The following is a 15,914-nucleotide window of genomic DNA, read 5'->3' as shown; positions in this document are numbered from 1 at the left end:
GAAATGACCGCGTCGGCTTCATTTGTTTCATTTGCTTTATTTTCCTGCGGCTTGCAGCCGCAGGAAAACATATACCGGCTTTGCCGGTCAACGTCACCGCAGTGAAGTAAGCGATGAGACCGCAGTGAAACAAGATGCGTCACCGCGGTGAGGCAAACAGTGTCACCGCAGTGAGGCTGGCGATGAGACCGCAGTGAGACAGATAGCGTCACCGCAGTGAAGCAAGCGACGTCACCGCAGTGAGACATGCGACGTCACCGCAGTGAGACATGCAGCGTCACCGCAGTGAGGTAATCGCCTTTCCTGCGGTGACATTCAAGCGAATTGAAAGAAAAGGCGTTCACACGCCGATTGTGAGTTATTATCATTTAATTATCAACTAAAAACTTTTTTTTCAGTATGAGTATCAGCTACAAATTGGTGCAGAAGAAGCACCCGATGAAAAAGAACGAACCGGCCAAGTGGTATGCCGTGCCCAACAGTGCAAGACCTTTGTCTCCCAAAGCCTTGACCCGTGCCGCCACGGCACACACCACCACCGCGCCCATCGAACTGGAGGCCGCCATGGAGTTGCTGGCAACCTTTATCCCGCAGCAGCTTCAGCAGGGTCACACGGTGAACATGCCCGGGTTGGGCACGTTCCGCATCACCTTCAAGAGCGCGGGCGTGGAGAAGATAGACGACTTCAACGCAGGCACCATGATCAAGTCGCCCCGCATCGTCTTCACTCCCACCAAAGAACTGCGCGACAGCATTGTCCGCGACCTCCGCTTCGAGGACGGAGGCGTATTGGAGAACAAAATCAACTATGCCTCGATGGCGGACTACCGCAAAGCCAAAGGACTGCCGACGCCTGCACCGGGCGGCAGTGGCAGCGGCACGGGCGGCGGTACTTCCGGCGGCTCGGGAGAACAGGGAGAGAATCCGCTTGGTTAGCGGTTGTTAGCGGTTAGTGGTTAGTTGTCAGTGGTGAGCGATTAGTGAGTGGTGAGTGAAAAACAGAAAGCTTCAAAGCCACACGAACAGCGCTCACCACTTATCACTCACCGCTCATCGCTCACCACCCATCGTTAACCGCTCATCGACTAACCGTTAAACACTACTACCCATGGCTCCCTATCGAACTACCAAAAGAATACGGGCGGCGAAATTCCGCAAGAGTTGCCTGATAAACATCGACATGACGGGCGCATCGCCCACAGCCTATGACCGCTCGGCCTTGATATTGCACGCCATATACCCTCAATTAGTATTGCGCCACGTGACCGGCGAAGATGGACAGAAGCATCCGATGGTGACGGACATCCCGCAGAAAATCATCCGCGAGGTGTGCCGCAAGTACCGGTTAGTGGAGGCGACGGCAGCAGTAATCAGCGGTGGGCGATGAGTAGACAAAGGGAACTTATTGTTCTTTCATGTCCGGGCCGGTAGAGAAAGCCTCGTTATAAGCAGTCTCTTTGTAAGGATACACCCAAGTCCAGCCATTGGCGTCCGAAGGCTGAAGAGTTCCGGCAAAATTACTCTTAAAGCTTCCCCCTTCGTCAGACGTTTTACGCACCCTCGGCAACTTCCAACGTTTATAATCGAACCAGTCGAACCCCTCGCCCCACAATTCTATGCGGCGATAGAGCCTGACTTCCGCCAGCAGTTCGTCTCCGCTTTTGGAGGAAACATATCCGGGGTCGCGGCCACTGTCTTTAATCAGTTCCTTCAGCAAGCTGTGCACCTTCGCCCCTTCGTTGAGATGACAATTGGCTTCGGCCTCTATCAGATACATTTCCGAAGCCCGAAAATGATTGACATCGCCGCAGCCATAATACTCTTCGGCACACTGAAACTTAAATTGCATATAAGGGAAGATGTAAGAGGTGGAATACAACTTGGCTCCATATTCTTTCTTGGCGCGATTGTATAGCGCTCCTTTGGTGACACGCAAAGAATAATCTTTTATGCCATCGCCCTTGGCCGGAGCAAGGAACATGCCACGACGGATGTCCGTCTCGGGAATCTGTTCGTACAACTCCCTGCTGATGGCACAGGGATGGGTACGGCAATTGCTTGTATTGGAATTGCTGCCCTGATAAGCAAAAAAGCCATAATAGTGAAGGGATTGAATCTTAGAACCGTCGCTGCACCATATCCACTCCTTGTTAGGGGCGTTGAAGCCGCTATTCTTATATTCGTCGGCGCTCATCAACGGATAGTTCTTCCGCGCCAACGAGGCATATTGCGATGCCGTCTTCCAATCTTCGCGCACCAAAGCGGCACGGGCATAAACACAATGGGCAACGTCGAGATTGAGCGTATAAACGTCACTCCTGTCTTGTTTGCTCGAAGTATATAAAGCGATGGCATCATCCAAATCTTTGTAAATGCAGGAATAGACTTGGGCCAGGGTGGAAGGGGCAAGCCGGCCCGTGCTTTCGTCCAAACGGAGCGGCAGACCGCGGGTGGCGCCATCGTTGCTGTCTTGCCAGCGGCTGCAATAGAGCTGCGACAGCATCGTGTAGGCATACGCGCGCACGGTAAGCGCTTGTGCCTTAATAAACTGCTTATCGGCAGCCTTACCGGTAGCCGCATCGATATTCAAGATAACGGAATTGGCATTCCTTATCAATTTATAATAGTAGAACCAAGGGAAGTAGTCGTGATGGATGGTGTTATTCAATACATACCCCGAGTTGATAGACGTCTGCCAACCGGTGAGATTACATTTCTGAAAGTCATTCCCCGGATAGTTCCCATAGAAAGTCTTTATGGCGCCTTCGCCATTGAACCCCTGTGTACTGAGATACTGCCGATACATCATGCGTCCTATTCCATTGATGGCCAGCCTTGCATTCTCGGCAGATTCAAAAATAGTCACTTTCCCGGCAGAACTTTCGGGAACAACATCCAAGTAGTCATTTGCACACGAGCCGCACACCAATGCCATGCCCATGATATATATATAATTTGTAAGCTTCATATCTCTTAATGTTTTACGGTAAAAAAACTCTTTTTCATCGGTCGGTGCATCATAGCTTGATGTTCAGCCCCACGGTGAATACACGCGGCGTCACCAGATAGTTGCCTTGCGAACCGCTGAAGGTTTGTTGCGGATTCATGCCTTGGCGTGCCGTAAGGGTGAAAAGGTTCTCACAAGTAACGCTGACTCCCACATCCTGCAGATCAATCTTCTTCACCCAGGCCTTGGGCAACCGATACGACAGATTTATATTCTTCAGCACCAAATAGTCCGAAGAAACAAGAAAACGCGAGGACATGCGGTTGTTGTTCGTATTGAGGTCGTAGTTTATTTGCGGGATGCCATCTCTGTCGATACGGTCGGACGACGTTTCCGTCATTCCCTCGGGGATATCGTTCCACGCCTTCATCACATCCACATGATAGTTTTTCGGAGTTCCCGAAGAACTCATCAAGGATTGGTATACCCCGTCCATCATCTTGCCCCCCAGCTGATAAGTAAACAGCATGGAGAAAGCCAGCGACTTATAACTCACACTGCCTTGAAAACTGCCATAGACCACGGGGAGCGCCGAGCCGTGAAATTCTTTGCCGGCATAGGTAATGTTGTTGACGTAAGGTTTGCCATTAATGACGGTGACGTGCTGCGTGATGTCCGTTGCTCCGTCGTGCTTGTTGCCCAATACGGTTCCGTCGGGCATGGTCAGGAAGTTGTTCTCCAGATTCGGCTTATACAGAGAGTTTCCGGTCAGCCTGTCCACTCCCTCGAACGTATAAGTATAAAATTCATAACGGCTTTTCCCTTTGACTATTTTATAGCTCCCCGACTCTATGCCGTCCTTATTCTGCTCGGGCAGTTTCATCACCCGATTTCTGATAAATGTGGCGTTGGTTCCTATATTCACAGCCCAGTTCTTGTTGCGATACACGTCCACATCGGTGGAAAACTCCCATCCTCTGTTAGAGATGGTTCCCACGTTCTGAGTGATGACGCTCTCTGCAGAATCGGAACTCGTGGCGCCGGCCGAGAGTGGCTGATAAACATCGAAAATGAGGTCCTTGTTGCGCTTGTCGAAATATTCCAGAGCCAAGTTCCAGCGGCCGAACAATCTTCCTTCCAAGGCAAATCCGAAAGCCTCGCCGGTCTCCCATTTCAAATCGACAGCCTCCAATTGTGAGAGGTAATAGGCACCTTGCCCGTGGTATACCGCACTTGTATAAAGGTTCATGAAAGCATAATATCCCGAACCGGAATCATTGCCCACCTGCCCGTAGTTGGCCCGTAGCTTGAGATTATTTACCCACGCCAACGATTTCATGAATTCTTCGCGGCTAATCATCCAGTTGGCCCCCACACTGCCGAAATTTCCCCAGCGGCTGTTTTTATGGAAGCGCGAAGAGCCATCGCGCCGGAAAGAAGCTTCCAGATTATATTTGTCCTGCCAATTGTAGCGCACCCGCCCCAGATAGCTTTCCGTCCGATAGTTGTTCTCGTAGCTTGTCAGACTTGTAGGCTCCGCAAAGTTGGAGAGATTGTCCATGCCGGGAAAGGTTTCTTTAATCTTATATCCATACAGATAATCGCTGTTGTAGGAGTAGTTTTCATGCCCCAACAGCACATCGACCGTGTGTCCGTCGAAATCGTGGAGCCAACGCAACTGCTGCTGGAAAGTATAGTTCTTGTATCTGTTAGATATACGCTTGCCGCGTCCCACATCCTTTCCATCTCCGATGACGGCGCTGTTGTATGTTTTATTATCCGAATTCCTTAATCCCATGTTCCCTTTCAGTGAAAACGTGAAATCTTTCAAGAACTTCAAATCCATATTTGCGGTGGCATTGATAGTGTTACGTACGGTCCTGTCACGGTTCAGCTCGCTCTCCCAGATGACGTGCCTGTCCACATTCTGGTTGCGTGTGGGAAATTGTATCTCATTGCCATCTTCTCCCAAAACGCTGTAATGTCCGGGGTCGTACCGCTTGTTTCCGTTCTCGTCGGTCATATAAGCCCCGTCGGCCCGATGCAGATGCACAGGATAGATAGGCGCGATGTTCCTACAGTAACTGAATGCATTGGTAAATTTATTCACATCATCGCTGCTCGTTCCGCTCGTATTGGAAAAGTTCTGATGCGTCACGTTCAGGTTCAGTCCGGCATTAAACCATTTTCTTGGAGAAATATTTACCGAAAGGCGGGCAGAAAGGCGGTCGAAGTCCGAGTTCCTCACATATCCCTCTTCGTCCAGATAGCCTAAGGAGAAATAGTAGTTACCTTTCTCGTTGGAGGCGCTTCCACTGAAAATATACTCTTGCCTGTAGCCGCTGCGGGTGGCCTGGTCGTACCAATCAAGATCGCCCGCATAGCCCGGCAGAATTTCCGTTCCTGCGGCCAGCCTTCCGTTGTTGTCGAACAGTTCATTGTCTGCTTTATTAAATATGTTCAGATAAAGGTAGTCGGGAATCAGCTTTTCATTGGCATATCGGGCAGCATCTTCGGCACTCATGCCGACAGAACTCATCTGGCTGTTTTTCACGTTTTGCCAGAAAGCCTCCATGAATTGTTTGGCGTTGGTACGTTTATACTCCTTTATGCCGCGCGTATAAGTTCCCTGATTGATTTTAAGGTCGAAGCTCAGTTTTCCGCCTGTTCCTTTCTTTGTGGTGATCAGGATAACGCCATTCGATGCACGGTTGCCGTAGAGTGCGGCCGAAGCGGCATCCTTCAACACCGAGATGTTCTCTATGTCGGACGGGTTAAGGTCCGATATACTGCCTCCATAGGGTGCTCCATCCAGCACATAAAGCGGCGAACTCACTCCATTTACGGTGCCGATGCCGCGAATGCGGATGCCGGGATCTGTGCCCGGTGCTCCCATCGTACTGTTCACCTGTATGCCGGCGGTGTTTCCTTCCAGAGCCGACGTCACTGAAGAAACAGGCCGCGCCTCGATCATTTTTTCGCTCACTGTAGAAATAGCTCCGGTGAGCGACGATTTCTTGGCACTGCCGTAGGCCACCGTCACAAGCACCTCATCCAGCTGCGTGGCATCATTCTGCAATATAATCTTTAAAAAAGGCTTCACCTCTACCTCCTGCGTTTTCATACCGATATAGGATATGACCAGCGCCTTGGCGGAAGCGGGTATTTTGTCAATCACAAACTCTCCGTCCACATTCGTAACGGCTCCCATCGATGTTCCTTTTACCGATACGGATGCCCCGATTACGGGTTCGCCGTCTTCCTCGGAAATAACAATTCCGGATGTTTTGGATGTCTGAGCCATTGCCAATCCCATACTCAGGAAAAAACAAGCCAATAACATCAGTGTCTTTTTCTTCATGCTTCCCTTCGTTTTAAGATTTATATTAACACATACATTTAATTCTCAAAGACATATTGGTTGCAAAACTATATACTCTTGTTCAAATAAACAATAAAAGCCACAATAAAAGTAAAAAAACAGTTAAGTGAAGGTGCAGATAACCTCTCGAGAGCCAGGCACCTGTTTAAATGTTCCCCAGTATTATTTTGAGCAGAATTTAAACAGGCGCTTAAGAAGCTGTTTGCACAAAAGATAAGAAAAAGAGAGTGCGGCCGTCATTCACCCTATACGCTCCAAAAATCTCTACCACAGACTTTACACCTTGCAGCCTATCCCTTTCTCTTCAAGAAATCGGTGGGGCTTTCGCCGAACTCTTCCTTATAGCACTTAGTGAAGTATGACGGCGATGAGAATCCCACCTCATAGCCTATTTCGGCCACTGTCATTTCAGACGAAGCAAGCAAAGACGCAGCTTTCCGCAGCCTCATCCGGCGCAACAACTCGTTGGGCGAATAATTGGTGAGCGACTTCAACTTACGGTAAAGCTGCACGCGGCTCATGCCCATCTCACGCCCCAAGTCCTCCACATTGAGTTCTGCGTCTTTCATTCGTTCCTCCACTAATGTCCTGAAGCGGGAAACGAAATCCTTATCCATATCGCTGACAGCTTCACGCTCACCAGAGCGGTTATCTCCGAAAAACTGCTTTAACTGATGCCTGTTGGCTATCAAATTATGGATACGCGACAACAGCAACTGAGAGTTGAACGGCTTGGAAATATAAGCATCGGCACCACCGTCATATCCCCGGATGCGCTGCTCATCCAGCGAGCAGGCCGTGAGCAGAATCACCGGGATGTGGCATGTCTGCATTTCGCTCTTCAAACGGCGACAACACTCCACACCGTCCATGCCGGGCATCATGACGTCCGAAACAACAACATCGGGCACATACTTCATGGCCAGACGGATTCCTTCAGCTCCATCCGCCGCTTCCAACACCCTATATTCCTTGGACAATAACGACCTTACATAACCACTAATATCCGCATTGTCGTCAATGATGAGCACAACAGGAGTATCGGCCTCGATCGGTTCGTCTGCCACTGCCACTTCCGCATCCATCAAAGTCGATGCAGCCTCCTCGGCAGGCACGGGCGCCGTAGCAGGACGATAATCGGAGATGGTTGGCCGGGAAAGCGTGACAGTGAACGTAGTACCTTTTTCATCACTATGCGCAGCGATGCTTCCGCCATGCATCCCGACGAAGGCATGCACCAGTGCAAGCCCGATGCCGGTGCCGGCCTGATGTCCGCCTACCTGATAAAAACGTTCGAATATGGCCTCCAAATCGGACGACGAGATGTAGCTCCCCGAATTGAATACGGACAAATTGTAATTCTGCTCCACAGCAGACAAGCGTATGACAATCTTTCCATTCTCCGGCGTATACTTCACTGCGTTGGAGAAGAGATTGAAATAGATACGCTCCATCTTCTCCGCATCCGCCATCATCCGGAAATCGACATCAGGAGATGCCTCAAAGCTGAAAGCGATATGTTTCTTCAACAATGCCATGCGGAACGAGTCGTTCCACCCACGAAAAGCCGTCAGCAAATCAAAAGGTTCGAGATGAAGCTCCATGCGCCCGTTTTCAACCTTACGGAAATCAAGTATCTGGTTCACCAGCCTCAGCAATATGTGCACGTTCTTCTTCATCAACTCCAGAAGGCGGCGCGACGGTTCGCTGATGGAACAATCGGCCAAGAGTTGATCTATGGGGTCGGCAATCAAAGTCAACGGAGTGCGGAAGTCGTGTGAAACGTTCGTAAAGAAAACCAACTTGGCATGCGTGGCCTCTTCCAGCTCGCGAGAAAGCTGTTCCAATTGCGACTTCTGCATTTCCAGTTGTTCTTTCTGTTGTATCAACCGGGTTCTCTGCTCCTCCAGCTTCGTTTTCTGTGTGGACAATTCACGGTTCATCCTACTCTTAGCACGCAAAGCAAGATAAACCATTACCAACAAACCTACCAGCAAGAGGAGAGCCGCCAGACTGCCGTACAGAACCACCCGCTGTGTGGCATAGAGAGCCAGAAAGCGACTTATCTCACCATTCAGCATCTCTATCTTTCCGTCCAACGTGCTGATGTGCGCCGTCTGCATTTTCATGACAGCCGCATTGGAAGCATCTACAATGGACGTTCCCAATATCGTCTCACGGGGAAACTCCTTCCCTTGCAATATATCCATGGCAATCTGTACAACCCGGTCGCCCCCCGTGGGATAAATGAAAGAAGCCGTCAGCCTGCCAGCCAGAATATCTTCCAGCCCATAGTGCTCGCCGGGCAAGGCATCGATACCGATGAAACGCATCTCCTCTGCACGATGCCGGCGGCGGGCGGCTTCATAAGCCCCGGAGGCCATACGGTCGTTTTGGGCAAAAACGGCATCGACGTGAAGAAAACGATCGAGCAGGGTCTCCATCTTCTCACCTGCTTGTCCATGCAACCAAGCGCCGTCCACACTTTCCAGCAACCGGATGCCGGGATAAGCAGCGATGCCGTCCAGAAACCCTTCGTGCCGTTCGATGGCCGGGGTGGAGCCCGACAGTCCCGTGATTTCCACCACCGTGCCCTCACCATGCAGCAGATTGCCGATGTAAGCTCCCACCTCCTTGCCGATTGCATAGTTGTCGGCCCCGACGTATGCCGTATATTTGTCGGAGGAAATCTTGCGGTCTACCAATATGACGGGAATCCCGCAATTGTAGGCTTCCTCCACGACCGGCGTAATGGAACGGGCTTCATTGGGAGCAACAATCAGCAAATCCACCTTCCCATCAATGAAATGGCGGATATCCGCTTCCTGCCAAGTATTATTGTCTTTCGAAGTACGTATCTCCACCTCCACGTTGTCATAGAAACGGGCTTCGCGAAGAATCTCATTGTTCATTTGCTTCCGCCACTCGTCGTCGCTGCATTGCGAAACGCCGATGCGGAAACGCGCTTCGCGGCGTGAACAGGATGTGGCCACTCCTCCAAGAATGACCCAAAGGAATAAAATCCGAAGGATATGCTTTCTCATCTTTATTGTCCGATTTAAGATTGCAGATGAGCAAAGATAAAAAAAAAAACGATACCTAGAATCTGTTTTGGATTCACTCAAAAGTTTTTTATTCCCGCCACAAGGATTATTCCTCCTGCAAGCATAATTGCCTTAACCCAGCCTCTCCTTATAAATCTGCGGCAATTCCGGCATGGCACCGCTTTGCGTACACACATACGCCGAAACCTCCACCGCCAGCTTATGCGCTTCGGGCACCTGTTTTCCGCTCAGTATGGCGGCAGTGAAAGCAGCCGTAAACGAGTCGCCGGCACCCACGGTATCGGCAACCGTCACTTTCGGTGTTTCCTGAAAAGAAACGACACCCGGAGTAAACACATAACTCCCGTTCGTCCCGCACGTCAGAATCAACATCTTCAGATTGTATTTAGCCAGCAGAATCCAGCATTTGTCTTGCAGGTCGATGCCCGGATAGCCGAAGATACGGCTGACGGTCACCAGTTCCTCATCGTTTATCTTAAGCACATTGCAACGGCGCATGGACTCGCAAAGTATCTCCTTCGTATAGAATCCCTGACGCAGGTTGATGTCGAATATCTTCAGGTGTCCGTCCATATCGGGCATGGCATCCAGAAAACGGTTGATGGTGGTGCGGCTCACCACGCTGCGTTGCGCCAAAGAGCCGAAGCATACCGCACGGGTGCTCAATGCCAAACGCTTCAACTCCTCAGTGAAAGGAATATTATCCCAAGCCACACCCTCTTTTATTTCATAACAAGGCACGCCCACGGCATCGAGCGTCACCTGAACCGTGCCCGTAGGATAAGGCACCCGCTCTATCTGGGTACGCAGCCCTTTTTGAGCAAAAACTTTCAAGATCTCATCTCCGTCTGCATCGGCGCCTACGGCACTGACCACGCGACTGTCGAAACCGAACTGCGATACATGATAAGCAAAATTGGCCGGAGCACCGCCTATCTTCTTTCCTTCGGGAAGGCAGTCCCACAAAGCCTCTCCCATTCCTACGATAATTTCATTCATGGTAATTATTCTTTAATAAATTATACTTTCTGCAATCCTTTTCAAGAGAGTGGCGGAATCAATCCTAAATCGAGGGTAGCTAAGTAGTATACTTAGGGGGTCTAAGTCGTATACTTAGGGTACCTCAGTCGTATACTTAGATACCCCCCTCTCAGAACATATCCTGACGCTGCATCGAACAATGTCAGCGTTTCATCTTCAGCATGTAGAAAATTAAATACAATACACCGATTGTCATTACAGCTACCGCCCCACTTTGTCCCATGGCATCGCTTGCCAGTCCCATGGCTATGGGGAAGACCGTGCCACCGAAGAGGCCCATAATCATCAGACCGGACACCTCGTTCTTCTTTTGCGGCATGGCAAGCAATGCCTGCGAGAAAATAATCGGGAAGATATTCGAGTTGCCAAAGCCGATGAGGGCAATGCACACGTAAATCATTGTTTTTTCATGGAAGACGAACAGCCCAGCCATAGCTGCCAACATGCACAACACACTGACTGCAAAAAATGGTTTAGAAGCCACCTTCTGCAAGACGACAGCTCCCAAAAGACATCCCGCCGTACGGAAAATGAAATAAAGGCTGGTGGCAAAGCCGGCATCAGATAAGGTCATCCCCAAACGCTCCATCAGAATCTTGGGAGCCGTTGTATTGGTGCCCACATCAATGCCCACATGGCACATGATGCCCAGAAAGCAGAGCAGGATGAACGGCTTGCCCAGCAAGGCGAGGCATTCGCCGAAAGTAGACGGACGTCCTTCTTCCTTTTCTTCCTGAATGGAAGTAGCGCCCAGCCAAAAGATGGCAATCACCGCAACGACCATATAGATGGGAAACAGTATCCTCCACCCCATACCCAGCGACGGTATGGTTTGCGTAGCTCCCCACATGGCAATGTAAGGAGCAAGAAACGAAGCGATAGCCTTGACAAACTGCCCGAAAGTCAGCGAACTTGCCAATCTTTCGCCACTGACGATATTGGAAAGCAACGGATTGAGCGATGTCTGCATCAGCGCATTGCCGATGCCCAGCAATGAAAACGAAAGCAGCATCAGCACATACCCGTCTCCGAAAACCGGAAGAAGCAGCGAAGCAAAAGTCACGAACAGGCTCAACAATACCGTCTTTTTCCGTCCGATACGGTTCATCAACATCCCCGTGGGTACGGAGAAAATGAGAAACCAGAAGAAAACCAGAGAGGGGAATATGTTGGCCTGCGCATCGGTCAGCCCCAAATCGGCCTTTACGTAGTTGGAAGCAATGCCCACCAAGTCTACAAAGCCCATGGCAAAGAAGCAAAGCATGATGGGCAACAGCTTTGCCAATGAAGAATTCTTATTATTCATAGCTATTAATAAAAAGTTAATTGTTCATATTCAGTGGATAGACGGTCAGCTTGTTTACCCGGCAATGTCCCCCGTCGGTAGAAATGCAGATTTTGGTGTAAGGGCGCTTCGGAAATACCAAGTTTGTCATGGCAAACCGGCCGCTCCCCTCGAAAACCTCGACGCTGCAACGGTCTATAAAGAAGCGTAACCGCTGTTGCTCTCCATCGGCAACGGGAGCAACGGTCACAGCCGGAAAGTCTTTGCTGAAATCCGTCAACCCACTCTTGGCACGATCCATGCTGAAGGTCTTATTCACAGCGTCGTACGTCATGACAACCTGTTCATCCTCCTCGTTGGCAAGCACGATGTTCACCTTACCGGCCGAATGTGCATTAATATCCAATTCAATCTCGCATATACCGCTGTTATCGACAGGCAGTTTGCGAACCGCCGCTTTTTTCCCCACGGAGAATGCAGCATACTTCAATGCCTTTTCCCCCCGCAAAGCCTCGATTTCTTTCGCCGGAACGGTAGCCAAGCAAAGTTCGCCGTCTTCGGCCCGATAAAGCTCCAGATCGCGCGGCAGAGAGTTGGCGCTGCGGTATTGCTTGGTAGGCACATTGTTGGCATATTGCCAGTTACTCATCCAAGCAATGATGGTATGGCGGTTTTCGGAAACATTGCTCCACGACACTGCGGCATAATGGTCTTTTCCATAGTCCATCCACTTCGTCACTTCGGGCTTCGTGTCGCACGTGAAAGTTTTTCCGTCGAAATCACCCACAAAATATTGTGCCGCACTACCGCCGAAAGGTCCTCCGGGATTGATGTTACAGATAAGCACCCATTTCTTCTCATCCGTGCCCCGAACGGGAAGTTGCATCAAGTCGGGACATTCCCAAACCCCGTCCTGCGCACCATATCCTTTCCCGAAAGCGCTCTCCTTGGTCCACTCCTTCAGATTATCGGAAGTATAAATCCACATCTCTTTCTCGAGAGCAGCGGCAAGGATAAGAACCCACTTATGGCTTTCAGCATGCCAGAACATGTTCGGGTCGCGACATTCTTTGTCGGAAGTAATGATAGGATTGCCCTCATAAAATTGGAAGGTTTTTCCGTTGTCCCGGCTATAAGCCAGACTTTGAATTTGGCTCGCACCCGCCGAAGTATAGATGGCTATGACCGCATCTTTCCCAAAGCCTACGGTATTTTCCTTATCCACCACACTGCTTCCACTGAACACCATCCCCAGCCCATTCGGTTCTATGGCCACCGGATGATGCTCCCAATGTATCAAGTCCTTACTGGAAGAATGTCCCCAATTCATATTCCCCCACATGGAGCCGTAAGGGTTATACTGATAATAAAGATGATATTCCCCATCCTTGTAGAACATTCCGTTAGGATCGTTCATCCAACCGTAAAGTGGCGTGTGGTGATAAAGAGGGCGAAATTCTTCACGATTGGCAGTATCAAAAATATCAGCCAGCTTGATGTCGTCCCAACAGACATCCTCCATAGCGTCCCGTACATTGGAGCGACTATTCCCAGAATGAATATCAAAAGAGACGGTTTTCCCCTTGTATTGTTCCAAATCAAAAGGAACCAGATAGTCCGCACGATTCATTGCCAGCCTGACGGTGAACGTCCGCTCTGTCTTATTATTCACAAGCACATGAACGGTTGCTTCGGGAGCCGCCTCTTCAACGGGTAGCAAAAGGAATTTCTTAGGAGAAACTACTTGTATCAGACTATGGTTAGCACCCAGATAATGGACTTTCAGCCCTTCTTGATTTTGCGCCGCACAAAATCCAATGCTTATCCAAAGCAAGAGAAGCAACACGGCCGGATTTCTTTTTACGTTCATATAGATTACTGTTTTATGTTTATTCATGGTTTTATGTTTTTCATCTGCCGCAAAGATACGACCTTGAGTAATTACGAACTATCTTTTTTGTTTCAAAGCATATTACAAATGTTACATTGAGTCTAATAGATATAGATTAGAACTCACTTTAATATAGTTGGCATCTTCATCTTTCGTATTTTCATTAAAAATTCATTTTCACTTTTGCATCTTTCAGTTTCCATACATCGGCCGCCACTTCCGTTGTATTTTCATCAGAAAATAGTTCCAATAGCGTACTGTTTTCTTTCAGAGGAAAGATTCTTGTAGTAAATGCATCCTCGTCATTAATAAACCCTTCCACCACAGAACCGTCAATAAACAATCGAATCTCCACCGGTTTAGTTGTATCCAACCGATAATGATCCTTACGAATCTTCAAAGGAATATGTGCACGCAAGGAAGAGTGCGTCTGATCCACAACAAGCTCTCGCTTTTCCACATCATAATAAATCATGCTGTATTCACTATTATCCGGATTTTTGCACAATGTAAATCCAAAACGTTTTGCATCACCGGGATAAAAAGTGGCTTTGATTTCAAGCTGATGCTCCCCTCTGCTCACAATACACGGTTTTGCAGATGTCAATGCCCGTTTAGCATAAACAGTCTGCTCTTCACGCAATCGTTTCGCCACGGGATGGGGCGTCTGGCAGAGTTTCCCATCCTTCAGCAGCCATTTTCTGGGGATGCTGTAAAGATGTGCCCAGCCTTGCTCATAAGTGACTTTTTCTCCTATTTCATCGGGTATAATGGCAATGGCAGCGACATCCCCTTCCGGAGTCTCAACAACAGAGGGAGACAGTAAACGATTGATTACTTCCAGATTTTGAGGAATCGGACTGTCCGGTACAAATTTCTCATTCTTAAAGTCTCCTATCCAATATTGACAACGTGCAGGTATGCCATTATGAGGAACTCTATTCAGCAAAAGCACATATTTGTCGCCCATCTTCTTAAAGACCGGCATTTCCCAGAATATGCCGGATTCGTCCATTTCCGGATTACCCTCGAACAATAAATGTACAAAATTCCATTTCTTCAGGTCTGCCGATCTATAAAGCAGCAAAGCTCCATGAGGCATATCAGCCTTTTCAATACCGAAACCAATAATCATATACCACACATCCCTCTCTTTCCAGACATATTGGTCGCGCATATCCGTGCGGGTATATTCGGCTGGCTTCTCGGCAATGACCGGATTGCCCGCATACTTCTCCCATTCTATCAGTGCAGTATCTTTGGGGAAAGCAATCCCCACTCCCATCTTATCTCCACCGGCTGTATATATAAGCTGTGGAATGCCATCGTCATTGATAACAGCATGTCCGGACCATATTCCATTTTTATCATAAGCAGTATCAGGAGTCAAAGCCGGTTGTTCCTCGGTCCAATGAATCAGATCGGGACTGCTGAAATGTCCCCAATTTATCTGCCCCAAAAAGATTGACGAAGCATTCTTTTGGTTAAAGATGTGATATTTGCCTCTATAATGAAATAAACCATGAGTCTCATTCGTCCAATTGGCAGCCGGCAACAGATGATAGCGAGGACGATTGAAATCTCCTGCAAAACGAGTCTCAGGAACGGCTAAGACCGGAGTCTTCTTTAATCCTGAAGCAATATCATCCTTCCATACAGACAAATCATTGGAAAACGGGATGAGGCTTATTCCATCAATCAACCCGTTAATAGCTGTAACATCATACATCCCAACTTTCTTTTCCCTGAAATCCTTGCCTATTCGAAGTGCCATTTCTCCATTCTGCAAATTCCAAGACCATACCTCCGCATTTATCCTCTGTCCATTCAGAAAGACCGACTTATTCTCCAAATCAAGCACCAAATGCAACCACTCGAAACGGTCGACCTTTGCCTTTAATGAATGATAAAAGTATGCGCCATTCTGTCCCATTCCCAACAATAAGCCACCATAACGATCCACACATATTGCTACGGATGTTCCGGCCATATCCCTGATTCCCATAAAGGCAGCAGTATCCGTCGGGTAAGATTCCAAAGCAAACCATCCGGACAATAACGAGAAATCCCTTTCCATAACAGTATCCATCCAAGTAGAATATCCATCCGTACGAAGAGCTTTACCTTCAACCCCGGCAACAAATTCCGGTATTTGTTTTATGGTGTATAAATTCAGCAGTGATTTGCCGTCAGTGGAAAGTAATGGTTCTTGTCCGTCAAACGACCATACCTTTTGGGCAAAGGCTACGTTCAAAGAAAGCAATAAACAGCCTAATATAGAATAGATGAAGCGTTTCATAATA

Annotated in this window: 9 protein-coding genes; 2 read left to right on the top strand and 7 right to left on the bottom strand. The window is 48.8% G+C overall.

Translation table 11 applies throughout. From position 1 onward, the window contains the following. Positions 1-399 precede the first annotated feature (399 nt). The gene (locus C3V43_RS12085; protein WP_106070021.1) at positions 400-936 is read left to right on the top strand and encodes an HU family DNA-binding protein; all 537 of its coding nucleotides are present in this window, start codon (positions 400-402) and stop codon (positions 934-936) included. 172 nt (positions 937-1,108) lie between these two features. Beyond that, positions 1,109-1,387: a hypothetical protein gene (locus tag C3V43_RS12080; protein ID WP_106070020.1), complete on the top strand. Its 279-nt coding sequence runs from the start codon at positions 1,109-1,111 to the stop codon at positions 1,385-1,387. 15 nt (positions 1,388-1,402) lie between these two features. Here the strand turns inward: C3V43_RS12080 and C3V43_RS12075 are convergent, their stop codons facing one another. From C3V43_RS12075 to C3V43_RS12045, 7 genes are all read right to left on the bottom strand, one after another. Further along, entirely contained in the window at positions 1,403-2,968 is a 1,566-nt protein-coding gene (locus tag C3V43_RS12075) for a RagB/SusD family nutrient uptake outer membrane protein (RefSeq protein WP_106070019.1), read from the bottom strand. A gap of 49 nt (positions 2,969-3,017) precedes the next feature. After that, positions 3,018-6,308: a SusC/RagA family TonB-linked outer membrane protein gene (locus C3V43_RS12070; protein WP_106070018.1), complete on the bottom strand. Its 3,291-nt coding sequence runs from the start codon at positions 6,306-6,308 to the stop codon at positions 3,018-3,020. A 311-nt stretch (positions 6,309-6,619) separates the two neighbouring features. Beyond that, positions 6,620-9,373, bottom strand: a complete 2,754-nt coding sequence (locus tag C3V43_RS12065) for a substrate-binding domain-containing protein (RefSeq protein ID WP_106070017.1) — start codon at positions 9,371-9,373, stop codon at positions 6,620-6,622. A gap of 132 nt (positions 9,374-9,505) precedes the next feature. Beyond that, on the bottom strand, positions 9,506-10,393 hold the full coding sequence (locus C3V43_RS12060; RefSeq protein ID WP_106070016.1) for a carbohydrate kinase family protein: 888 nt from the start codon (positions 10,391-10,393) through the stop codon (positions 9,506-9,508). Positions 10,394-10,577: 184 nt separating this feature from the next. Then, positions 10,578-11,741 carry an MFS transporter gene (locus C3V43_RS12055; RefSeq protein ID WP_106070015.1) on the bottom strand — a complete coding sequence of 388 codons (1,164 nt, stop codon included), beginning with the start codon at positions 11,739-11,741 and terminating at the stop codon, positions 10,578-10,580. A gap of 16 nt (positions 11,742-11,757) precedes the next feature. After that, a complete protein-coding gene (locus tag C3V43_RS12050) occupies positions 11,758-13,590 on the bottom strand; it encodes a glycoside hydrolase family 32 protein (protein WP_394336175.1) in 1,833 nt (610 codons plus the stop codon). Positions 13,591-13,774: 184 nt separating this feature from the next. Continuing rightward, a complete protein-coding gene (locus C3V43_RS12045) occupies positions 13,775-15,910 on the bottom strand; it encodes a glycoside hydrolase family 32 protein (protein WP_106070013.1) in 2,136 nt (711 codons plus the stop codon). Between the last annotated feature and the right edge of the window lie 4 nt (positions 15,911-15,914).

Origin of the sequence: Prevotella heparinolytica (assembly GCF_002998535.1) — a bacterium.
GTDB lineage: Bacteria > Bacteroidota > Bacteroidia > Bacteroidales > Bacteroidaceae > Bacteroides > Bacteroides heparinolyticus.
Note: the sequence above shows the minus strand (reverse complement) of the source record. Positions and strands in the feature narration are given on the sequence as shown.

Excerpts from the sequence above, each read along its gene's own strand:
- C3V43_RS12085 (WP_106070021.1), top strand. The coding sequence starts at position 400 with ATGAGTATCAGCTACAAATTGGTGCAGAAGAAGCACCCGATGAAAAAG.
- C3V43_RS12080 (WP_106070020.1), top strand. The coding sequence starts at position 1,109 with ATGGCTCCCTATCGAACTACCAAAAGAATACGGGCGGCGAAATTCCGC.
- C3V43_RS12075 (WP_106070019.1), bottom strand. The coding sequence starts at position 2,968 with ATGAAGCTTACAAATTATATATATATCATGGGCATGGCATTGGTGTGC.
- C3V43_RS12070 (WP_106070018.1), bottom strand. The coding sequence starts at position 6,308 with ATGAAGAAAAAGACACTGATGTTATTGGCTTGTTTTTTCCTGAGTATG.
- C3V43_RS12065 (WP_106070017.1), bottom strand. The coding sequence starts at position 9,373 with ATGAGAAAGCATATCCTTCGGATTTTATTCCTTTGGGTCATTCTTGGA.
- C3V43_RS12060 (WP_106070016.1), bottom strand. The coding sequence starts at position 10,393 with ATGAATGAAATTATCGTAGGAATGGGAGAGGCTTTGTGGGACTGCCTT.
- C3V43_RS12055 (WP_106070015.1), bottom strand. The coding sequence starts at position 11,741 with ATGAATAATAAGAATTCTTCATTGGCAAAGCTGTTGCCCATCATGCTT.
- C3V43_RS12050 (WP_394336175.1), bottom strand. The coding sequence starts at position 13,590 with ATGAACGTAAAAAGAAATCCGGCCGTGTTGCTTCTCTTGCTTTGGATA.
- C3V43_RS12045 (WP_106070013.1), bottom strand. The coding sequence starts at position 15,910 with ATGAAACGCTTCATCTATTCTATATTAGGCTGTTTATTGCTTTCTTTG.